This window comes from Prosthecobacter fusiformis (assembly GCF_004364345.1).
Lineage (GTDB): Bacteria > Verrucomicrobiota > Verrucomicrobiia > Verrucomicrobiales > Verrucomicrobiaceae > Prosthecobacter > Prosthecobacter fusiformis.
In genome coordinates this window covers 128,951-148,470 of sequence record NZ_SOCA01000009.1, presented here as the reverse complement: position 1 = coordinate 148,470, position 19,520 = coordinate 128,951, and the positions used below count along the sequence as shown (strand labels likewise).

Here is a 19,520-nt window from a genome sequence, read left to right as displayed (position 1 = left end):
TCAATTAGGCAACTCTTATGCCTATGCGATAGAGTCGCCTCGTTTCATGACAATCCTAATCCAGTATGTAAAGCCGGGAGAACGGTCAAAGAAGGGTTAAAAAAACCACGTTCCCATACTCCTCTCCATGAAACTGCTTTCCCTTCTGTTGACTATCCAGAGTCTGCTCTTCTTCAACTTCGCCTTCTCTGCTCCCGAGGAAACAGCCGCTCACATCCCCCGCCTTCCAGCGGACCTGAAGATCATCAATAACATCGTCTTCAAAGAAGCCGGAGGTCAGAAGCTGGACCTCATGCTCTTTCAGCCGTTGGAAAAGAAGTTCGATCAAGCGCCTCTCGTCGTTTACATCCACGGCGGTGGCTGGGGGAAGGGGGATAAATACAAAGCCCTCCGTCAGGACATCATTGGCGTCATCCGCAGCCTCAACCAGGAAGGCATCGCCTGTGCCAGCATTGAATACCGCCTTGTGGACGGCCAGCCCACCACTGCCAATGATGCCGTGGCCGACTGCAAGGACGCCGTGCGTTTCCTGGCCCGACACGCCGGGGACTATGGCATTGATCCCGAGCGCATCGCAACCTTTGGCTCCTCTGCCGGCGGCCACCTCACCCTCGTTACTGCCCTGGGAGAGGATGCAGACTATCCCTGCGATCCAGCCATCCCCGGTCCACCCGTAAGGATCCGCTGTGTGGCTTCATACTATCCACTCGTCTCCTTTGTGGACCGCGAACTCATGAAAGGCAGCAATTTCGAGCGGCCCCAGCGTCTCCTCCCTCTCCTCGGCGGCACTCTTGAGGAAAAACGCGACCTCGCCCTCAAGCTCAGCCCCATCGAGCTCCTCCGTGCCGACAGCCCTCCCATCTTTGTCGCCCATGGGGATGATGACATCGTCCTCAACTTTCAAAACGCCATCGCCCTCCGCGACGCCGCCACCGCCAAAGGCATCCCCATCGAATGCCTCATTTCCAAAGGAGCCGGCCACGGTTTCAGCGGCGAATCCATCCATCCACCCCGCTCCGAAATTCAGTCCCGAACGGTCGCCTTCTTCCTCAAGCACCTCAAGTAGCTATACCTTGTGCTGTTCCAGACCTCATCTCGACTCTCTACCCAATCAACCGACTTAACCGAGGGGGGCGGAGGAGCAGCGAATGAAGTGAGACTGAATAAGAAATCTGCCCCTCTGCCCCATTGCGGCAAAAAGAACCAGTGGTGATTTGGGAGTTTCAGTGCATGGCCCCATCCATCCTACCTATCCTCTTCATCACCACCTTGTAAACATCCATAAATAATGTATTCTATCCGCAAACCTACCCTTTTCAATCTTCCCTTCAGACCCAATGCAGATCGAATCTAGCAATCCCATGATTCCCCAACCATCCCCCAATGGGGACTCCATGGGGAACCAATCCCCATGCTAAGACACTCATCCTCAAGCTATTAACTCAAATGATCCCCAAATGGGGATAAAATTCAATTTCTCCCCATCCCCATCCGCCTTCCAATAAGCCTTATCATCCATAACCCCCATAACCATTTTTATAAATACCATCTTGATCTCATCAACGCACTGTGCGCTCCGAACTGAGCACTGAGTACTTCCTTCTACCCCAAATTCCACTGCATCTCGAATCCCCCCTTGATTCCTTGACGTATCCAATACATTAGAATCATTCCAATTCTAATTCTAACATGGCCACTCCATCCCCACGTTCTTCATCCAAGCCCAGCGGCCTGGACTGCCGTCTGGCCGTGCTGGGCACGGATGCTCGCTTGACCCCGCACCGTCGGGAGGTCTTCCAGGCCCTGGCCGAGTCCAATGACCACCCGACGGCTTACGATCTCTTCGCCAAGGTCAAGGAGCGCTCCCCCAGCATCTCCCTCGCCACCGTTTACAATTGTCTGGAGCACCTGACCACCCACGGCCTCATCCGCCAGGTCCAGCTTGAGCGCGGCCAGTCCCGCTACTGCGCCAACCTCCACGAGCACGTCCACTTTCACTGCGAGACCTGCGGCAAGGTCATTGATGCCCACCCTGCGGCCGACTTCGACCCAGCCAAATTCTGGAACCTGCCCGCTGGCACCAAGGTCACCCGCATGGACATCGCCATCCACGGAACCTGCAACGCGTGTTCCCACAAAGCCTAACCCTTTCTTAAACTCCCTCATGTCCCTCGAAATCAAAGCACTCCACGCCCAGATCCCCGGCCGCGAAATCCTCAAAGGCCTCAACCTCACGATCAATCCGGGTGAAGTCCACGCCATCATGGGCCCCAACGGCTCTGGCAAAAGCACTCTGAGCAAGGTCCTCTGCGGCCACGAAGACTACGAAGTCACCAGCGGTGAAGTCCTCCTGGATGGCGAAAACATCCTCGATATGGCCGTGGATGCCCGCAGCCGCGCCGGGCTCTTTCTGGCCTTCCAGTATCCGCATGAGATCCCCGGCGTCAGCAACGCCAACTTCCTTCGTGCCGCCCTCAAGGCCCGCTTGCCGAAAGGCGAGGACATTGACGCCATCAAATTCTACAAGCAGCTCTATGCACGCATGGACCAGCTCGAAATGGACCGCAGCTTCACCGGCCGCAGCGTCAACGAAGGCTTCTCCGGCGGCGAGAAAAAGCGCAACGAGATCCTCCAACTCATGATGCTGGAGCCGAAGTATGCCATTCTTGATGAGACCGATTCCGGCCTCGACATCGATGCCCTCAAGGTCGTCTCCCGTGGCGTCAATGCCATGCGCAGCGAGAACCGCGGCTTCCTCGTCATCACCCACTACCAGCGCCTGCTGAACTACATCCAGCCCGACATCGTCCACGTCATGATCGACGGCCAGATCGTCCACACCGGCGGCAAAGAACTCGCCCTCAAGCTCGAAGAAAAAGGCTACGACTGGGTCAAGGAAGAGCTGCTCGCTGCTGCCTAACTAATTGAATGAACGAAGAGATTACAGCGACTATGCCTTTTGATGCTCCAACAATGTTGGCGGGGTACAAATGGCACAGTCGTCGTTCCACAGTGTTTGGCTGGCCTCTTTGGGTGGCCGTTGCACTTGTAGTTATCTCCACCATTCCCTCAATTATCAGCCAGGGTAAAATCCAGATGTTCCCGCAGTATTGGTTTTTGGTGGGAGCCGCGCTCTTATTAGCATTGGCTTATTGGATGGGGCCGCGAATCTACCTGCGAGCCTTGAAGACTTCTCCATCATTCGGAACTACGGTGTCATACCAATTTAATGATCAAGGCTTATTGGTGAGAATGCCACTAGGAGAGGGGAAGTTCGATTGGGATTACTTCATTGAAAGCATCTCCACACCTGATGGCGCTATGATTTACAGTCATAAAAAAGCCTTCAACTGGCTCCCAAAAACCGCCTTCTCTTCCGAGTCCGATTACGACCGCTTCCTCCAGCTCATCTCCACCAAAACCAAGCATTCCAAGATTGGCTGAGCTGAGCACTGAAAACTGAACACCAAACACTTTCTTATTATGGTCACCGCCCCAGACAACGACATTTCCGACATCAAGGTTGATAGCGTGGGGGACTTCACGTTCCCTGAGCGCAACAAGTTCGACTCCGGCTTCGGCATCACCGAAAAGACGGTGGACTTCATCGCCGATGTCAAAAACGACCCCGACTGGATCCGTGAGTTCCGCCACAAAGCGCTCAAGATTTTCCAGAGCAAGCCCATGCCTACGCATTGGGCCACCAAGGATCTGGAGAACATCAAGTTCGACGAGTTCCGCTACTACCTCTCCGATGGCCAGAAGCCGAAGCGTTCCTGGGACGATGTGCCAGAAGATGTGAAGCGCACCTTTGACCGCCTGGGCATTCCGGAGCAGGAAAGAAAATTCCTCGCCGGCGTGGAGGCTCAGTATGACTCGGAGGCTGCTTACTCCAACATCAAGGCCGCCGTGGAGGAGCAGGGCGTCATCTTTGTCAACAGCACCGAGGGCCTGCACAAGCACCCCGAGATTTTCAAGAAGTGGTTCGGCAAAGTCATCCCGACTGGCGACAACAAATTCAGCGCCCTCAACAGCGCCGTGTTCTCTGGCGGTTCCTTCATCTACGTGCCTCCAGGCGTGAAAGTGAAGCATCCTTTGCAGGCTTACTTCCGCATCAACTCCGAGCAGTTCGGCCAGTTCGAGCGTACGCTCATCATCGCCGATGAAGGCGCGGAGCTGATGTACATGGAAGGTTGCACTGCCCCTAAATTTGAAACCGCCACGCTGCACAGCGCCGTGGTGGAACTCGTGGCCATGAAGGGTGCGAAGATCCAATACGTGACCGTGCAAAACTGGAGCAGTAACGTCTTCAACCTCGTCACCAAACGCGGCATCGCCCATGAAGATGCTGAAGTGCGCTGGATCGACTGCAACATCGGAAGCCGCCTAACCATGAAGTACCCCGGCGTCATCATGAAGGGCAAGCGCGCCCGTGGTGAGGTCATCAGCATTGCTCTGGCAAACACCGGCCAGCATCAGGACACTGGTGCCAAGATGGTGCACGCTGCCGATGACACCACCAGCAACGTCATCAGCAAGTCCATCTCCATTGGTGAAGGCCGCAGCACCTATCGCGGTCTGGTCCATATTCCGAAGCACCTCAAAGGCTGCAAGAACAACACCGAGTGCGATGCCCTGCTAATCAACACCAACAGCCGCACCGATACCTACCCGGCCATCAGCGTGCGCGGCAACCAGCACTCTACGCAGCACGAAGCCAGCGTCAGCCAGGTCAGTGCCGATCAGATCTTCTACCTTATGCAGCGCGGCCTCAGTGAAGCCGAGGCCATGAGCCTCAGCGTCAACGGCTTCATCAACGACCTCGTCAAAGAATTCCCCATGGAATACAGCGTCGAGCTCAAGCGCCTCATTGATCTCGAAATGGAGGGCAGCGTCGGCTGATGCATTCGTTAAACCAAGCCTTGGCCGTAATATGGCCTATACTTGCCTATGTGTTCATCTGGTGGATTCTCCGCTTAGTTAACACCCTGCGTGTAAGGATGGATTCCATCGAAACCAAGCTTGACCAACTTCTGGTTATCCAGCAAGCAAAATCCACTGCAGTAAAACCCGCTTCCGCAGAACAGCCCTGATCCGTCATCTGTAGAAATCATGCTCTCCCAGCTTCATCATAATAACCTAAGTGATGACCGCAAAGTCTGCGGCGGCTGGTCTGCGCGTGCATCTCGAAACACTGGACCCCGCTCCTCTTCAGATCTTCCAAGGATTAATCAGGCTCAGACTCTTCGGGAAATCCTTTTCATTGCGCGTCACCAGTGTCAGCCCATGCAGTTCAGCGGTAGCCGCGAGAATCGTATCGACAAAGGGCGGCTTGCGCTTGGTCAGTCGCTCTTCTCGAGTGTAAACCGGACCCCAAAAACTCATCAACGTGCGGTCCACCGGGAGAATGCGGTTACGCTGCTCCATGTGCTCCGCAAAGCTGTTAAACCACTCCGTCAGATTACGTTTCCGCTGGCTAGGGGCCATGCTCACGATTCCGCGTTCCACTTCGCCCAGAGTCAGGATGGAGATGGCGCAATCAGCATCCTGTGCGATAAGCCACTGAATAACTTTTGGCTCTCGTTTACGTTTGGTCGGCTCGCTGACGACCATGGTGTCGAGCAGATACTTCATGAGAAATCAACATCACGCGGTGCACCTGGGGTCCTAAAGACCCGTTTGTGCAACGTCTTGTCCGGACAGGCCAGCAAGTGCTCCAGCATGCTCCACTCCTTCTCTTCTTTCTTTGGAGCCAGCCGCCTGAACTCTTCTTGTGACAACACCACGACGACAGGCTTGCCATGCCGGGTGATGGTTTGCGCGCCGTCGGTCAGCGCCTGGTTGACCACCTCACTGAAGCGGTTCTTCGCTTCCTGGAGTTGCCACTCTTTTTTAACGGCTTTCATAAACCGAGCATAACCTTTTCATTCTAGCCAGTCTAGCCAGATTTTTCCATGCCCGCTACCCTTTCCCCCACTCCCAAACTTAACCTCGATCCTGTGTCTGACACTCCTGCCATCCCTGCTCCCTCCGGTCTTGAAGTCATTGCGCCTGTGCGTGATGAAACCTCCGCTCCAGGCTGGTTCTTAGCCCGCTCTGAAGCGGCCTGGGAGGAGTTTCAAAAGCTTCCGACGCCCAGCATCAAGGATGAAAACTGGCGTTATTCCAATGCCAAAAACATGGAGCTGGCTCAGCATCGCCCGGCCATGCCAGCCACGGAAGCCCAGAAGCAGGCGGCTATCTTAGCATCCGAGGGATTGAAGGAACGCACGGCCCGCTTTGTCTTTGTGAATGATGAGCTGGTGCTTTCAGAAACCGATGCCCTGCCAGTCGGCGTGGTCTGTGTGAACTTCGCTGAAGCTCTGAAGTCACATGGCGATGTGCTGAAGGATCACTTCATGAAACGGGAGATGACCCTCGGCTCGGCCAAGTTTGCCGCGCTGCATCTGGCCCATGTCAAGGCAGGTACCGTCATCGTCTTGCCGAAGAATGTGGCCATCGAAAAACCCATTGAGGTTTTCCATTGGGTGGTGGGTGATCATGCCGCCATTTTCCCGCACACACTTATTGTTAGCGGTGACAATGCTGAAGTGAGCGTGGTGGACCATTACCGCAGCCTGGAAGGTGAAGGCGGGCTCAGCATCGCCGTTGCTGACCTCGTCAGTGGCACTGGTAGCCGCATCACCTATGCTGCCTGCCAGGAGCTGGCGGACGATGCGCAGGCCCTGCATCTTTCCAGCATCGTCGCCGGTCGTGACGCCAATGTGAAGAGCTTTCAGGTCCAGCTCGGTGCCGCGTTCAGCCGCAGTGAAACCGTCAGTGACCTCATCGGCCAGGGATCCCGCAGTGACATGCTCAGCGTCTCACTGCCTATCGGTGACCAGATCGTGGATCAGCGGACATTGCAGAACCACATGGCCCCGCATGCAACGAGCGACCTTCTTTACAAGAATGCATTGTATGGCAAATCCCGCAGCATCTTCAGCGGCCTGATCACCGTGGATGAAACCGCCCATTATACGGACGCCTATCAGACTTGCCGCAACCTGCTCAACAGTGATGAAGCCGAAGCCACTTCGCTTCCTGGTCTGGAGATCAATGCTGACCAGGTCAAGTGCAGCCACGGTGCCACCAGCGGCCCCATCAGCGATGAAGAGCTCTTCTACCTGAAGGCCCGCGGCATCAGCGACAGTGAATCCCGCAAGCTGATCATCGAAGGTTTCCTAGCGGATGTGCTGAAGCGCTTTGGCAACAGTGAGGTGCTGGACACCCTTGTGGCCCGTATTGATGAGAAGCTGGAACGCGCTGTTTAAGCCAATCCGGCAATGATCCTTTCCCGGCTGCTCCGCTTTTGCCTGATCTCAGGCTGGGCGGGGCTTGGGCTGGGACTCGTCCTCCAGTTCGGTCTCAAGGATCATCTGTTTGGCCTGCGGCTTCTGTTTTATGCGATGCCAAAGCCATGCCTGCTGGCACTCGCTGTCATCCTTTTGGTTTGGCCAAAGGCAGGCAAACGCTCCCGTCTGGCTGCAGCGATCACCAGCCTGGCCCTGGCATCCACCTGGATCGCCAGCTCCTGGGGCAGCGGTCCGCCTGCTGGCTTAGTGCGGGATAAGAACCAAGAGGTGCGTATCCTCTACTGGAATCTGTCCCATCCGACCACTATACACCAGGGCATGGTAGATCTGATCCGCGACTTCAAGCCCCATTTCGCAGCCTTTGTGGAGCCGGGCCGCAAGAACATGGAAGATCGATGCCGCATCTATGAATCCATGCTGCCGGGCTATAAGGTGGAATGGATGCGCCGTGGTATTCTCTGGGCTTCGCGTGTGGACTATACCCGCCGCGATTGGGGTACTCTGGAGCGCTCAGGTGCCTATGCATGCTATGAAGTCACAGGCCTCGGCCCAACTTTCCCGGTCGTGGTCGCGGATGTTTACCCGCATCCACTGCACTGGCGCAAAGGCCAGTTGGAGGATGCTCTTTCCCATACACAAGGACGTTCCGATGCGCTCTTGATGGGTGATTTCAATACGCCTTTGGAGTCCGCTCTTCTCGATGGATACCGCGCACGCTATACCCACGCACTGGAGGATGCAGGAGAAGGCTTCAAAGAAACCTGGCCACTGGGGCTTCCCCTGCTCAGTTTGGATCATCTTTGGTTAGGCCGAGACTGGCAGACGGTCGAAGCCCGCAAGGTCTGGGCTCTTTCCCACAGTGACCACGCTGCACTCCTCGTGACGCTACGCCGCAAGGAAAAGTGAAGTCGGCAGCACCTCAGTCGATCTTCCAGTCCACAGCCACCTGCTGCTCACGACCGTTGCGGTCATGGTATTTGACGAAGCCATTTTTGGCACCGTATTCGTGAACGCATTTGGTTACCTTAACATCGAAGGCGCAGTATTCGGCGATCTCGGCGATCTTTCCCTGCTGCCACCAGCGGATAGCATCGAGACCATCGGCCGTCTTGCCCGTACCCAGGCTGGCTGAGGCGACGGCATCCAGCTTGAGCCGGTGGCCGAGCTTTTTCTCAAGATCCACCAGCAGGTCCAGATCCCGGACCTGGTCGCGGAAGTCGAAGATGGTATGACCCATGAGCACTTCATAGTCGAAGCTGACATGGTTAAAACCGACGACGAGATCTGCCCGCGTGAGCTGGTAGATCAGATCGGACGTTTCCTCTTCCTGGAAGATGCGGTATTCCCCAAGCCGGGTGCTGAAGGTGACACCGACGGAAATACCCATCTTGTGCTTGTTCCCCCAGCCGCCCACATCATTGGCGGTGCGGCGGGTTTCCAGGTCGAAGTAAACAATATCCCGGGCCATCGCACTCAGAGACGATAGACGATACGGGCCTTGTCCATGTCGTAAGGCGACATTTCGATCTTCACGTTGTCACCGATCACCAGACGGATGAAGCGCTTGCGCATCTTGCCGGAGATGTGGGCCAGAACTTCATGACCGTTCTTCAGCTTTACGCGGAACATGGTACCAGCGAGAACGGCAGAGATGACGCCATCAAGTTCAATGGCCTCTTCCTTCTGCTTCAGTTCGTCTTCAGGTGGCGGGGGCGGAGGGGGGCGACGACCGGAACCGCCACGGGATGGACCCGATGGACGACGTGGTCCGCCACGATTATTTGAACGACGAGGAGGAGGCATAGATAACTCAGCGCGGATTTTTCAGAAATCCGGGCGGTCTAAGAGTGCTGCGCGTGGACCCGGTTGACAACTGCTAATTTTTCCTGTCTTAACCATTCTGTGTGAGAAGCAGGTTGCAAAAAAGTGCTGGCGCTGAGCCAACACTGCATTATGTTCCGCTTCGCTAGTTTTCAGATGGTGGTCGTAGCTCAATGGTAGAGCCCCAGATTGTGATTCTGGTTGTTGCGGGTTCGAGCCCCGTCGATCACCCCATTCCCGCTGTTCACGTTGACAGCCGTTCTACCCTCTGGAACAAGGCGTGTGAAATTCTCCTGGTCTCATGGAAGTGCTCGAATCTGTCCTTGGTTACTCCTTTCGTGATCGTCAATTGCTGACGATGGCCCTGACTCACGGAAGTGTCGGCTATGAGGCGCAGCGGGTCCAGGCAGACAATCAACGCCTGGAATTCCTGGGAGATGCCGTCCTGCAGCTGTTGCTTTCGGAGTTGCTCTATCAAAGGCTGCCCAAGGCGGACGAGGGGAAGCTGACCACCCTGCGTTCCCAAATCGTTTCCACCAAGGCTTTGGCCAATGTCGCACGCCGGTTAAAACTGGGAAGTTTTCTGATCATGGGCCGTGGCGAACAGGCCAATGGTGGCCGCGAGCGGGAAAGCACGCTGGCGGATGTCTTGGAAGCTGTCGCAGGGGCCATTTATCTGGATGGAGGTATTGCCGAAGCGCAGCGCTTCGCACGATTCTTGTTTAGTGAGGATCTGGAAAAGCTGCTGGTGAATCCAGGAGACCAGAATCCGAAGGGGCAGCTTCAGGAAATCATCCAGTCGGTAGGGCCCATGCCTCCTCAATACGAGATCCTCGGTCAATCCGGGCCAGATCACGCCAAGTCTTTCGAAGCCAGCGTCAATTGGATGGGTGCCGTGCTTGGAACTGGAAGCGGAAACAGCAAGAAAGAAGCGGAGACAGCATCGGCTAAAGCAGCTTTGGAATCTCCAACTCTTATAGCACAACTTAAAAGTCTGGCTTCCCTGAATATTAAATCCACTAAAATTTCTGTCATTAAGTGTGAGTAAGAGGCCGATAACTCCCCTCAACTCTGCGAGCAACCCTCATAACTGAGACTTGTTCGTGAGGATACACAGCCTATGCGCAATTTTATCCGCAGAGAAAGCAACTGTGGAACGGCCCGGTTTGGGCAGAGGAACAGGCTTATTGGTCTTATGCCCAGCCTATACGGATAAGGAGATTTAATTGAGCTACCCTTATTCAATCTCAGAGACTGGGCATAAGAGGCATAACTCACTCTGAGCACAGCTTTGCTTGCACAGGCATCTCTGCCGTCCATCATACCCACCCTATGTCCAGCAGCCTCGGCACTCTTTTCCGCATCAGCACTTGGGGTGAATCCCATGGTCCCGGGGTGGGTGTTGTCATTGATGGCTGCCCGCCGCGTATCCCTTTGACCGTGGAGGACATCCAAAGTGAGCTGGACCGGCGTCGCCCAGGGCAGAGCAAGATTGTGACGCCCCGCAAAGAGGATGACAAGGCGGAGATCCTGTCTGGAGTGCTGGATGGTGTGACGCTGGGTACGCCCATCGGCCTTTTCGTGAGGAATACGGATCAGCGTCCCTCAGCGTATACGGAGATGGCGCAGGCATACCGGCCGAGCCACGCCGACTATACCTATGACGCGAAGTATGGCATCCGAGCCGTCTCGGGTGGAGGCCGCTCCAGCGCGCGTGAAACCATTGGCCGTGTCGCAGCCGGGGCCATCGCCCGCAAAGTGCTCCAACAGTCTCTAAAGGGCTATGAATGCCTGGCTTACGTGAAGACCATCCAGCATCTGGAAGCCAAGGTGCCTGAGACGCTGACATCCGAGTTGATCGAATCCAACATTGTCCGGACCTGCGATCCTGATGCGGCGGAGCGGATGATCGAGTTGATAGAAAGCGTGCGCAGTCAGGGAAACAGCGTGGGCGGTGTGGTGGAATGCGTGGTGCGGGGAGTGCCCGCCGGGCTGGGAGAACCGGTCTTTGACAAACTGGAAGCAGATCTGGCCAAGGCGATGATGAGCCTGCCTGCCACGAAGGGCTTTGAAATTGGCAGCGGCTTTGCCGGGACGCTGATGACGGGTCTGGAGCACAATGACGAATTTTATATGGACGGCGAAAATGTGCGCACCCGCACCAATCGCAGCGGCGGTATCCAAGGCGGGATTAGCAACGGCGAGGAAATCGTTTTCCGTGTGGCTTTCAAACCGACCGCCACTGTCCTGCGAGAGCAAAAGACGGTGACCAACACCGGCGAGGATACGACGCTCTCAGCCCGTGGCCGTCACGATGCCTGCGTGCTGCCGCGTGCCGTGCCGATGGTGGAGGCGATGGTGCACTTGGTAGTGGTGGACCACTTCCTGCGGCAGCGGGCACTTAATGCGTAAAAAAGGCTGGGTGCGGTGTTCAAAGAATCCGCCTTAAGGCGGGACTACAAAACGGGGGACTGGCTGCGGTTGGCCGCTTCTTCCTGGCGTTTCATCATGTCGCGGATCTCGGTGAGAAGGGCGACATCCGGCGGTAGGGCTGCGGGTGGCGTGTCTTTTTTTACGACGAGGTCCAGCAGCTTGTTGGTTGGCTTGACGATGATGAAAAAGACGATGGCTGCTGTGATGAGGAATCCGATGACGCTGCCGATGATGGCTCCAACATCCAGGAGTACGGGGATCATTTTTTCGGTCTTCACTTCGACGCCGTTGACCTTTTCGGTGACGGTCGCCATTTTCTCCCAGATTTTGAATTTCCAATTGGAGGTGCCGAGATCGTTGCCACCGAAGATGGCGAGGATGGGCTCGACGATGCCTTTGGTAAAAGCGGTGACGATGTTGTTGAAGGCGGAGCCAATGATGACTCCGGTGGAAAGGCTGACGACGTTTCCTTTGAGGATGAATTTCTTAAACTCATCCAGCATGGCTGGTGATTCGAACTGAGGCAGCTTCATGTGGCCGATAAAAGAAGAGGTGACAAGGACCGGACCATCCGGCCATTGCCACCTCATTTCTATCGATTTTCAGCAGGAGGATGGGCGCATAGAGGCCCGGATTCATTCCGCTCGCGGGCTTACTCTTTAAATTTGCCTTCCTTGGCCAGTTTGGCGCGGAATTTGGAGACTTTGGGGCTGACGACGGCGCGGCAGTAACCCTGGTTGGGGTTGTTCACGAAGTAGTCCTGGTGGTAGTCTTCGGCGATGTAGAATTTCTTCAGAGGGACGATCTCGGTGACGATGGGCTGGTCCCAGTCTTTCTGAGCGGCTTTCATGGATTCTTCGGCGATCTTTTTCTGCTCGTCATTCATGTAATAGATGCCGGAGCGGTATTGATCACCCACATCATTGCCCTGACGGTTGAGGGTGGTGGGATCATGGGCGATCCAGAAGTAATCGAGGATTTCCTTGTAGGTGATGATGGTGGGGTCGAACTCGATCTGAATGACTTCATTGTGGCCAGTATCGCCGGTGCAGACCTCCTTGTACGTGGGGTTTTCCTTGCTGCCGTTGCAATAACCGCTGACGACGGTTTTCACGCCTTTGAGCATTTCATACTGGGCTTCGGTACACCAGAAACAACCACCGCCGAGTACGGCGAGCTCAGTTTTTCCAGATGAGGGCGCAGGATCTGCGGCGATGGCGGGGGAAAGGGCAGTGGACATGGCGGCGAGGAGTGAGATAAAGAGTTTCATGGTCGCAAAGGGGGTTGGCGTATGTGGCGACTACTCATGCGTTACGATGGCAGCCAAACTTTCAGATGTGTGTGCTTTCGTGAGATGGGAGATGACGGCTTCCGATTTATTCCAGTGCAAGCGAGTCTGGACATGTACGCTCGCAGTCCGTAGCCTTTGCATAAACCGATCTGTGATATGAAAGCACTACTTTTGAGTTTCCTCGTGACTGTTTCAGCGCAAGCCATCACCACTGAGCCGCCGAACATTGTCTTGGTGATGGCGGATGATCAGGGATGGGGAGACATGGCCTATAATGGCCACCCGCATCTGAAGACGCCGAACTTCGATGCAATGGCGAAGGAGGGAATCCGATTCGATAATTTTCATGCGGCGGCCCCCGTGTGCTCGCCCACGCGCGGCAGTGTTTTGACAGGACGTACGCCAAACCGGTTTGGCTGCTTTTCTTGGGGATACCCGCTGAGGCCGCAGGAGATCACGGTGGCGGAGGTACTGAAGGAAGCGGGCTATCGCACAGGCCATTATGGCAAATGGCATCTGGGCGGAGTGCAGAAGGCGAGTCCGGTAAGTCCAGGTGCGAGCGGTTTTGACCATTGGATTTCGGCCCCAAATTTCTTCGATATGGATCCGATCCTGAGTGATGAAGGCACGGCTAAACAGTTCAAGGGAGATAGCTCGGATATCACAGCGGAACTGGCTATCCAGTATATCCGGCAGCAGTCTAACCAAAAGCAGCGTTTCCTGGCGGTGGTCTGGTTTGGCTCCCCACACAGCCCACACCGAGCGCTGGAAGAGGACCGGACACTGTATGCTGACCAGCCGAAGAATGTGCAGGATTTCTATGGAGAGATCACGGCTATGGATCGTGCCTTTGGCCGCATCCGCCAGGAGTTGAAGGATTTGGAATTGAGCGAGAACACGGTGCTGTGGTACTGCAGTGATAATGGGGCGCTGCCCAAAATAGGCTCAAGCGGGGGTCGCCGTGGAAACAAGGGTAATATTTATGAGGGTGGGCTGCTGGTGCCTGCGCTGATGGAGTGGCCGGCGTTATTCGCGGAGCCGAAGGTCATCACGGCACCGTGCACGACCAGCGACATTTTTCCGACGGTGCTGGCGATGGCGAAGGTGGAGCCGGAGAAACTGCATGAGCTGGACGGTATCAATCTGCTGCCACTGCTGGAGGGGACTGAAAAGAAACGGAATCGCTCGATCGGTTTTTGGGAACGGCCGGGGAAGGGCATTCCGACACCGTCTGAGGAGTGGATGAGTGATCTGCTGGCTGCGCAGGCAGATGGCCGCGAACCCGAAGGTGAGAATCGCCTTTTCAAAGATGCAGGAGTGATCGGTGAGCCGATGTCCGTGGATAATTTTCCAGGGCATGCGGCCTGGCTGGACGGAAACTGGAAGCTGCATCGCATCGAAGACAAAAAAGGGCAGGTGGAATGGGAACTCTATGATCTGAGTGCAGATCCCACAGAAAGCCGGGTGCTCTTTGCCGAGCAGCCTGAGCGGGTGCCGCAGATGCAAATGGCGCTGGAAGACTGGCTGGAAAGCGTGGCGCGCAGCCTGAATGGGGAGGACTACAAGTAACGGGTCTTGCGGGAGTGACGGAGAGTAGCAGGCCTGAGGACTCTCAGTTGGGATGGTTTAGCATCTTGTGGGAAGCGGCTGCTCGTTTATTCTTGGCGCATGATGGATGGCAGCACGAGCACCCATACAGGAGGCGATTTGGAGGAGGAAATCCCGCGTCCAGATGTCTCCAACCTGATCACTGAGGACGATGTTCCGCTGGCTAATCGATTCTCTGAGAAACAGATGCGGCTTCTCACGGAATCCATTCATGCCTCCTGGCATCCGGGATTCCCATTTGTAGCCATGGCGAATGTGGGGGTATATGTAGCACTGAACCGGCCTGCCATTGTGCCGGATGTGCTGGTGACTACCCATGTGGAACCCCTGCAGGACCTGATGAACAAAGAACATCGCGCTTACTTTAGCTGGATGTTTGATGGCAAGGTCCCGGATGTGGTGATTGAGATTGTTTCAAACACCAAGGGAGTGAACTGGATGCAAAGCTGCGCAATTACCAGCACATGGGAGTGACGTGGTATGCAGTGTTTGATCCCATCCACTATCTCTCGGAAAAAAGCCAGAGCGTGTTTGCGCTGGAGCGGAGCGTTTACCGGCCCCAGCAGCAGATGACGTTTGGTGAATTGGGCCTGGGCCTGATGCTCTGGGAAGGCGAGTTCGAAGGAGTGACGCATCAATGGTTGCGCTGGTGCGACCGGGAAGGGAAGATGCTATTTACGGGGCAGGAGCGGGCTGATCTACTGGCAGCGAAGCTGCGGGAGATGGGTGTGGACCCAGGTGACCTGGGCTGATCGGGCAGATGCTTTTTTGTGATACTCTTTGTTAGTCCGTGATGACGAACATGGCTGCAAAGGTATTGGGGCTGAACTTTGTGCCGGGAGCGGGGGCGGTGATCATCTGGGAGATTTCTCCATCGAGATAAAGTGCATCCTGGCAGCCGAGGTGGAGAAGGAAGCGGGAGAGCTGGTGGAAGGTCACGCGGCCTTTGGCGCGGTCTTCACGGTCGCTCATGACGAAGACGATCTCCTTAGTGGCAGCGACGATGCCCACGGCGCTGCGCTGTCTTTTATTAACAGAATCGGGCTGGAAGGCGGGGTGAATGACACCCTTGCGAAGGAGGATGGGGCCGGATTGAGTGGCGATGCGCGGGCGCACATTCAGGGCCGGGTATTCGGGGCTGGTGACGATGCCGGGGCCTGCAACGTCATCGAGATAAAAGACGCCATTGGGTTTGAGATAGAAATTTCCGGCGCCGTCGGCAAGATTTAAAGACACTTGTTCTTTTGAAGCACTTATTGTTAGGCCGCATGGTCGGGGGCCACGCTCGTAGATGCCTGCATTGGTGGCGAAGAGGATCTTTTTACCCTCACTGGCGAGCTGCTGCTGAAGGCCCCCGAAATCAGAAAGGGGTTGGCCTGTGGGATCGGTCCATCGCAGGTCCAGCTTGGTGTGTTCAGCGACTGGAACGCGGTACAGGTGGTAGAGGGCTCCGTCGTATTCTTGGATGTCTGTGGCGAGCAGGGCAGGGGCGATAAGGAAGCCGAGGCTGCCCAGGAAACGATAAAGGCGAGGAGTCATACGAGCTAAAAAGGGCAGGTAGAAAAGTGTGTCACATACAGGAGGATTTGGTCAATCACACTATTCGATGCCATCAATCGCCATCATGCGCGCAATCACCAAATTCATTCCTCTCCTTGTTTCGGGTTATTTTATCTGGCTGGGCTGGGGCTATTACTCGAAGATGAAGACGAGTGAGTCCTGGCCTGTTGCCGCCGGTAAGGTGCTGCATTCTGAAGTGGCGGAGGCAAGGACAAGAGCCGGTGCTACGACGAGAATGTATGAGGCACGGGTGACTTATGAGTATGAGGTGGACGGCCAAACATATAAGGGTGACCAGATCGGCTTTATGGACGGGAGTTCAAGCAACAGGTCGGATGCGGCGGTGATCGTCAATGCACGGCCGGTAGGAAAAGAAGTCCCTGTTTACTATGATCCTGCAAATCCGCATGAAGCCTGCCTGGAGCGAAAAACGGGCAAACTTCCCTGGCTGATGATGGGCGGAGGCGGGCTGGGGTTATTGTTTGGTGCCAGGCTGCTAGTCTTTGGTGGAGGAAGAAGAACCCGGAGAGGTATCCACTTGGGATGAGTTTGAGGAGTTCTTGTCATGGACAAGAATTGCACTGCTTATGGCTCGGCGGGTGACTTGTTCCAGCAAGTGAAGTGGCCATATGAAGTGCTGCCCTGAGCCTCGATAAAAACATCGTTTTTAAAGCCAGGAAGCTTCTGCAGTCTCTCGAGCAAAGTGACGTCGCCTTGAGCTCCTTGAGGAATGATGATGGGTTCCTGTAAACCATGCAGCACCCAAAAGCGATCTGGGAGCAGTGGTCCATCACTGGTGGTGATGATTTCCATTTTCTGGAGATCAGACCACTTCAGGCTTTGTTGGGTGCCATCGGGATGAAAGAAGCTGAATTCATCCTCAGTGATGTGAATGGTGCAGAGGCTTTCAGGTAGAAGGGTAGAGGGGCGATGAGGCTTGGCTAAAGCTTTAGCAGCTACTTTGGTTGCCCAGACGGATACCGCCCATTGGGAGAGATAATGAAGGAGGAGATAGATGAGCAGGGCAATGCCCATGCATTGGAGCAAAAGCAGCATCGAAACTCATCCCTTTCTTAGCATGACAGCGAGGAGCGCGATATCAGCAGGGGTGACGCCTTGGATGCGGGTTGCTTGGCCGAGGGTGGTGGGGCGAATTTGGGAGAGGCGCATGTGGGCCTCGGTCTTCATACCGTGAATTTTGGAGTAATCGAAATTGGCAGGAATCTCCTTTTCATCCATGCGTGAGGTCTTTTCGACCATGAGTTCTTGGCGCTGGACGTAGCCTTCATACTTGAGGTCGTTCTCCAGGAGTTGCCAGATTTCATCGGAAAACTGGGAGCGGATATCCTGGGGCAGGAAAGTATGATCGTTTTCAGTCCGACGAATCCAGGCATGAAGGCGCATGCTGCTGTGACTGGTGGTTTGTGCGAAGTGGTTCGCCTCGGCGAGTTTGGCGGCCTTCTGCTCGGTATGAGTGCGACGGAAATCATCGACCAAACCCAGCGCTGCGGCGCGGGGAGTGAGGCGGAGGTCGCAATTATCCTGACGGAGAAGGAGGCGGTATTCAGCGCGGGAAGTGAAGAGGCGATAGGGTTCGGTGGTGCCTTTGGTGACGAGATCATCCACCAGCACGCCGAGATAAGCCTCACTACGGCCGAGGATGAGGGGTGGTTTACCCTGGATTTTGAGGGCAGCATTGGCCCCGGCGAGGAGACCTTGACCGGCTGCTTCCTCATATCCGGAGGTCCCGTTGATCTGTCCGGCAAAGTATAGACCGCCGACTCGCTTGGTTTCCAGGGTTGAGGAGAGCTGGGTTGGGGGGCAATAATCGTACTCCACAGCGTACCCTGGACGGATGATTTCGGCCTTTTCGAGCCCAACTATGGAGCGGATGAACTGGAGTTGGACCTCGTATGGCAGGGAGGTGGATACCCCGTTGATATAGAATTCGCGGGTATGGCGACCCTCGGGTTCCAAGAAAACCTGGTGACGTTCCTTCTCTGAAAAGCGCACTACCTTGTCCTCAATGGACGGACAGTAACGTGGGCCGACCCCCTCAATCCGACCGCAATACATGGGTGACTTGTCCAGATTAGCCCGGATAATGTCGTGTGTTTGGGGGTTGGTGTAGGTGATCCAGCAAGGGGTTTGTTCCACGTGGAACATTTTTGGACCCCAGTGGTTGAGGGTAAAGAGGTCAGGATCTTGGTCTTGCACCCCGGAAAGATAGCTGAAATGGGGTGGGGGAGTGTCGCCGGGCTGGAGTTCACACTGGGTGAAATCGATGCTGCGACTGTTGATCCGGCAAGGGGTGCCGGTCTTGAAACGCTTCACTTCGAAGCCGAGGTGTAGGAGGCTATCCGAGAGAGTGGAGATGCTGTCTCCCATGCGGCCACCGGCTTGGTTTTGGAGGCCGACATGGAGGAGTCCGCGCATGAATGTGCCGGAGGAAATGATGACGGCGGAGGCGCGATAGATCATCCCGAGGCTGGTGCGGATGCCGATGACGACGTCATTTTCGACCAAGATTTCGGCTGCATTGCCCTGGTGCATATCCAGGTTTGGCTGGTTTTCGATCAGCCACTTCATGCGAAACTGGTAGGCCTTCTTGTCGCATTGGGCTCGGGGGCTCTGGACAGAGGGTCCCTTTTTGGCGTTCAGCATGCGGAACTGGATACCTGTCGCGTCCGTATTCAGGCCCATAACGCCGCCGAGCGCATCAATCTCCCGCACGACGTGACCTTTGGCGAGGCCACCGATAGCGGGATTGCAGGACATCTGGGAGATGGTGTCCAGATTCTGAGTGAGGATGGCTGTCTGACATCCGAGCCGCGCAGCCGCCATCGCTGCCTCTACCCCCGCATGGCCTGCTCCGCAGACGATAACATCGTAGTGTTTCGGGTAGGTATAGAGGCTGGTGGACATGGTCAGGAAAGGGAAATAGGTCGGTTTTAAACCCGGCATTCACCTTAGCACATCCGGATAAATTGTTCCATGTGGAACAAATGGGAGGGATCAGGAGCCGGCCATGACGCCCAGATTTGCTATGACTAAGCCCAGCGGGAAGATGATCAGGGCTGCGAGGCCCAGCATGATGATCGAAATGACACCCTGATGTCGGTGCTTTCGATCCTTCAGGGCTAGCCAAGAAGAGCGTGCGGCGAGGCAGAAAAATTTAAGGGGTATGATGGCGAAAGCCGCGAGCATGATGAAATAGATCCACTGAGCCCAACTGTTGGCGACGCGGATATAGGAGCCGAAAGGGTATGAAGCGGCGGCGAAGAGTATACAGGCCAGTGGCCAAAAGAACCACAGACGAACGGAGATGATCATCGATCTCTCGGCTGGATTTTGGAGGTCCTGTGTGAGCATGGATGAATGAGTTTATCCCGGGTTTAGAGGATCTGGCCAGAAATGTGGGTCGTTTAAGAAAACGCACAAGCAGCGAGGCG

Annotated in this window: 23 protein-coding genes and 1 tRNA gene; 14 read left to right on the top strand and 10 right to left on the bottom strand. The window is 55.5% G+C overall.

What is annotated here, in order from left to right:
- Positions 1–127: 127 nt before the first annotated feature.
- From EI77_RS19025 to sufB, 5 genes are all read left to right on the top strand, one after another.
- Positions 128–1,066, top strand: a complete 939-nt coding sequence (locus tag EI77_RS19025; protein ID WP_133796893.1) for an alpha/beta hydrolase — start codon at positions 128–130, stop codon at positions 1,064–1,066.
- 623 nt (positions 1,067–1,689) lie between these two features.
- Positions 1,690–2,145 (top strand): Fur family transcriptional regulator, encoded by a 456-nt coding sequence (locus EI77_RS19020; RefSeq protein WP_133796892.1) that lies wholly within the window; start codon positions 1,690–1,692, stop codon positions 2,143–2,145.
- Positions 2,146–2,164: 19 nt separating this feature from the next.
- A complete protein-coding gene (gene sufC, locus EI77_RS19015; RefSeq protein WP_133796891.1) occupies positions 2,165–2,920 on the top strand; it encodes a Fe-S cluster assembly ATPase SufC in 756 nt (251 codons plus the stop codon).
- 8 nt (positions 2,921–2,928) lie between these two features.
- Positions 2,929–3,444, top strand: a complete 516-nt coding sequence (locus tag EI77_RS19010; protein ID WP_133796890.1) for a YcxB family protein — start codon at positions 2,929–2,931, stop codon at positions 3,442–3,444.
- Between the two features lie 39 nt (positions 3,445–3,483).
- Entirely contained in the window at positions 3,484–4,902 is a 1,419-nt protein-coding gene (gene sufB / locus EI77_RS19005; protein WP_133796889.1) for a Fe-S cluster assembly protein SufB, read from the top strand.
- Between the two features lie 309 nt (positions 4,903–5,211).
- On the opposite strand, the gene EI77_RS19000 is transcribed toward sufB, so the two are convergent.
- A complete protein-coding gene (locus EI77_RS19000) occupies positions 5,212–5,634 on the bottom strand; it encodes a type II toxin-antitoxin system VapC family toxin (protein ID WP_133796888.1) in 423 nt (140 codons plus the stop codon).
- A complete protein-coding gene (locus tag EI77_RS18995) occupies positions 5,631–5,906 on the bottom strand; it encodes a type II toxin-antitoxin system Phd/YefM family antitoxin (RefSeq protein WP_133796887.1) in 276 nt (91 codons plus the stop codon). The genes EI77_RS19000 and EI77_RS18995 overlap by 4 nt, the downstream gene beginning before the upstream one ends.
- Before the next feature lie 48 nt (positions 5,907–5,954).
- On the opposite strand from EI77_RS18995, the gene sufD reads away from it, so the two are divergent.
- Together sufD and EI77_RS18985 are read left to right on the top strand one after the other, a co-directional pair.
- Entirely contained in the window at positions 5,955–7,313 is a 1,359-nt protein-coding gene (gene sufD / locus EI77_RS18990) for a Fe-S cluster assembly protein SufD (protein ID WP_133796886.1), read from the top strand.
- Positions 7,314–7,325: 12 nt separating this feature from the next.
- Positions 7,326–8,261: an endonuclease/exonuclease/phosphatase family protein gene (locus EI77_RS18985; RefSeq protein WP_133796885.1), complete on the top strand. Its 936-nt coding sequence runs from the start codon at positions 7,326–7,328 to the stop codon at positions 8,259–8,261.
- Positions 8,262–8,274: 13 nt separating this feature from the next.
- On the opposite strand, the gene EI77_RS18980 is transcribed toward EI77_RS18985, so the two are convergent.
- Together EI77_RS18980 and infA are read right to left on the bottom strand one after the other, a co-directional pair.
- Positions 8,275–8,823 (bottom strand): ribonuclease H-like domain-containing protein, encoded by a 549-nt coding sequence (locus tag EI77_RS18980; protein ID WP_133796884.1) that lies wholly within the window; start codon positions 8,821–8,823, stop codon positions 8,275–8,277.
- 5 nt (positions 8,824–8,828) lie between these two features.
- Entirely contained in the window at positions 8,829–9,047 is a 219-nt protein-coding gene (gene infA / locus EI77_RS23870; protein ID WP_279586926.1) for a translation initiation factor IF-1, read from the bottom strand.
- A 288-nt stretch (positions 9,048–9,335) separates the two neighbouring features.
- Here infA and EI77_RS18970 point away from each other — a divergent pair.
- The 3 genes from EI77_RS18970 to aroC all read left to right on the top strand — a co-directional run bounded on the left by EI77_RS18970 (position 9,336) and on the right by aroC (position 11,588).
- Positions 9,336–9,410, top strand: a tRNA-His gene (locus EI77_RS18970).
- A 67-nt stretch (positions 9,411–9,477) separates the two neighbouring features.
- Positions 9,478–10,224, top strand: coding sequence for a ribonuclease III (gene rnc, locus EI77_RS18965; protein ID WP_133796882.1), 747 nt, complete (start codon positions 9,478–9,480; stop codon positions 10,222–10,224).
- Positions 10,225–10,508: 284 nt separating this feature from the next.
- Positions 10,509–11,588: a chorismate synthase gene (gene aroC, locus EI77_RS18960; RefSeq protein WP_133796881.1), complete on the top strand. Its 1,080-nt coding sequence runs from the start codon at positions 10,509–10,511 to the stop codon at positions 11,586–11,588.
- A gap of 44 nt (positions 11,589–11,632) precedes the next feature.
- On the opposite strand, the gene EI77_RS18955 is transcribed toward aroC, so the two are convergent.
- Both EI77_RS18955 and msrA read right to left on the bottom strand, forming a co-directional pair.
- Positions 11,633–12,142: an MscL family protein gene (locus EI77_RS18955; protein WP_133796880.1), complete on the bottom strand. Its 510-nt coding sequence runs from the start codon at positions 12,140–12,142 to the stop codon at positions 11,633–11,635.
- 119 nt (positions 12,143–12,261) lie between these two features.
- Positions 12,262–12,849, bottom strand: a complete 588-nt coding sequence (gene msrA / locus EI77_RS18950; RefSeq protein ID WP_345778282.1) for a peptide-methionine (S)-S-oxide reductase MsrA — start codon at positions 12,847–12,849, stop codon at positions 12,262–12,264.
- A gap of 207 nt (positions 12,850–13,056) precedes the next feature.
- On the opposite strand from msrA, the gene EI77_RS18945 reads away from it, so the two are divergent.
- The 3 genes from EI77_RS18945 (at position 13,057) to EI77_RS18935 (ending at position 15,260) form a co-directional block, all read left to right on the top strand.
- Positions 13,057–14,469, top strand: coding sequence for a sulfatase family protein (locus EI77_RS18945; protein ID WP_133796878.1), 1,413 nt, complete (start codon positions 13,057–13,059; stop codon positions 14,467–14,469).
- Between the two features lie 99 nt (positions 14,470–14,568).
- Positions 14,569–14,982 (top strand): Uma2 family endonuclease, encoded by a 414-nt coding sequence (locus EI77_RS18940; protein WP_133796877.1) that lies wholly within the window; start codon positions 14,569–14,571, stop codon positions 14,980–14,982.
- Between the two features lie 11 nt (positions 14,983–14,993).
- Positions 14,994–15,260, top strand: coding sequence for a hypothetical protein (locus EI77_RS18935; RefSeq protein ID WP_133796876.1), 267 nt, complete (start codon positions 14,994–14,996; stop codon positions 15,258–15,260).
- Between the two features lie 31 nt (positions 15,261–15,291).
- On the opposite strand, the gene EI77_RS18930 is transcribed toward EI77_RS18935, so the two are convergent.
- Positions 15,292–16,047 carry a phosphodiester glycosidase family protein gene (locus EI77_RS18930; protein ID WP_133796875.1) on the bottom strand — a complete coding sequence of 252 codons (756 nt, stop codon included), beginning with the start codon at positions 16,045–16,047 and terminating at the stop codon, positions 15,292–15,294.
- A gap of 85 nt (positions 16,048–16,132) precedes the next feature.
- Here EI77_RS18930 and EI77_RS18925 point away from each other — a divergent pair, with 85 nt between their 5' ends.
- Positions 16,133–16,615, top strand: coding sequence for a DUF3592 domain-containing protein (locus EI77_RS18925; protein ID WP_166647365.1), 483 nt, complete (start codon positions 16,133–16,135; stop codon positions 16,613–16,615).
- Positions 16,616–16,653: 38 nt separating this feature from the next.
- Here EI77_RS18925 and EI77_RS18920 read toward each other — a convergent pair whose 3' ends face one another.
- The 3 genes from EI77_RS18920 to EI77_RS18910 form a co-directional block, all read right to left on the bottom strand.
- Positions 16,654–17,124 (bottom strand): hypothetical protein, encoded by a 471-nt coding sequence (locus EI77_RS18920; protein WP_133796873.1) that lies wholly within the window; start codon positions 17,122–17,124, stop codon positions 16,654–16,656.
- A gap of 6 nt (positions 17,125–17,130) precedes the next feature.
- The gene (gene mnmG, locus EI77_RS18915) at positions 17,131–18,993 is read right to left on the bottom strand and encodes a tRNA uridine-5-carboxymethylaminomethyl(34) synthesis enzyme MnmG (RefSeq protein WP_133796872.1); all 1,863 of its coding nucleotides are present in this window, start codon (positions 18,991–18,993) and stop codon (positions 17,131–17,133) included.
- 90 nt (positions 18,994–19,083) lie between these two features.
- Positions 19,084–19,440: a hypothetical protein gene (locus tag EI77_RS18910; protein ID WP_133796871.1), complete on the bottom strand. Its 357-nt coding sequence runs from the start codon at positions 19,438–19,440 to the stop codon at positions 19,084–19,086.
- Between the last annotated feature and the right edge of the window lie 80 nt (positions 19,441–19,520).

What these genes read in the sequence shown, in the direction of transcription:
- sufB (WP_133796889.1), top strand. Translation starts at nt 3,484, where the DNA reads ATGGTCACCGCCCCAGACAACGACATTTCCGACATCAAGGTTGATAGC.
- aroC (WP_133796881.1), top strand. Translation starts at nt 10,509, where the DNA reads ATGTCCAGCAGCCTCGGCACTCTTTTCCGCATCAGCACTTGGGGTGAA.
- EI77_RS18985 (WP_133796885.1), top strand. Translation starts at nt 7,326, where the DNA reads ATGATCCTTTCCCGGCTGCTCCGCTTTTGCCTGATCTCAGGCTGGGCG.
- EI77_RS18940 (WP_133796877.1), top strand. Translation starts at nt 14,569, where the DNA reads ATGATGGATGGCAGCACGAGCACCCATACAGGAGGCGATTTGGAGGAG.
- EI77_RS19020 (WP_133796892.1), top strand. Translation starts at nt 1,690, where the DNA reads ATGGCCACTCCATCCCCACGTTCTTCATCCAAGCCCAGCGGCCTGGAC.
- msrA (WP_345778282.1), bottom strand. Translation starts at nt 12,849, where the DNA reads ATGTCCACTGCCCTTTCCCCCGCCATCGCCGCAGATCCTGCGCCCTCA.
- sufD (WP_133796886.1), top strand. Translation starts at nt 5,955, where the DNA reads ATGCCCGCTACCCTTTCCCCCACTCCCAAACTTAACCTCGATCCTGTG.
- sufC (WP_133796891.1), top strand. Translation starts at nt 2,165, where the DNA reads ATGTCCCTCGAAATCAAAGCACTCCACGCCCAGATCCCCGGCCGCGAA.
- EI77_RS18995 (WP_133796887.1), bottom strand. Translation starts at nt 5,906, where the DNA reads ATGAAAGCCGTTAAAAAAGAGTGGCAACTCCAGGAAGCGAAGAACCGC.
- EI77_RS19025 (WP_133796893.1), top strand. Translation starts at nt 128, where the DNA reads ATGAAACTGCTTTCCCTTCTGTTGACTATCCAGAGTCTGCTCTTCTTC.
- EI77_RS19000 (WP_133796888.1), bottom strand. Translation starts at nt 5,634, where the DNA reads ATGAAGTATCTGCTCGACACCATGGTCGTCAGCGAGCCGACCAAACGT.
- mnmG (WP_133796872.1), bottom strand. Translation starts at nt 18,993, where the DNA reads ATGTCCACCAGCCTCTATACCTACCCGAAACACTACGATGTTATCGTC.
- EI77_RS18980 (WP_133796884.1), bottom strand. Translation starts at nt 8,823, where the DNA reads ATGGCCCGGGATATTGTTTACTTCGACCTGGAAACCCGCCGCACCGCC.
- EI77_RS18910 (WP_133796871.1), bottom strand. Translation starts at nt 19,440, where the DNA reads ATGCTCACACAGGACCTCCAAAATCCAGCCGAGAGATCGATGATCATC.
- rnc (WP_133796882.1), top strand. Translation starts at nt 9,478, where the DNA reads ATGGAAGTGCTCGAATCTGTCCTTGGTTACTCCTTTCGTGATCGTCAA.
- EI77_RS18920 (WP_133796873.1), bottom strand. Translation starts at nt 17,124, where the DNA reads ATGCTGCTTTTGCTCCAATGCATGGGCATTGCCCTGCTCATCTATCTC.
- EI77_RS18955 (WP_133796880.1), bottom strand. Translation starts at nt 12,142, where the DNA reads ATGAAGCTGCCTCAGTTCGAATCACCAGCCATGCTGGATGAGTTTAAG.
- EI77_RS18945 (WP_133796878.1), top strand. Translation starts at nt 13,057, where the DNA reads ATGAAAGCACTACTTTTGAGTTTCCTCGTGACTGTTTCAGCGCAAGCC.
- EI77_RS19010 (WP_133796890.1), top strand. Translation starts at nt 2,929, where the DNA reads ATGAACGAAGAGATTACAGCGACTATGCCTTTTGATGCTCCAACAATG.
- EI77_RS18925 (WP_166647365.1), top strand. Translation starts at nt 16,133, where the DNA reads ATGCGCGCAATCACCAAATTCATTCCTCTCCTTGTTTCGGGTTATTTT.
- EI77_RS18930 (WP_133796875.1), bottom strand. Translation starts at nt 16,047, where the DNA reads ATGACTCCTCGCCTTTATCGTTTCCTGGGCAGCCTCGGCTTCCTTATC.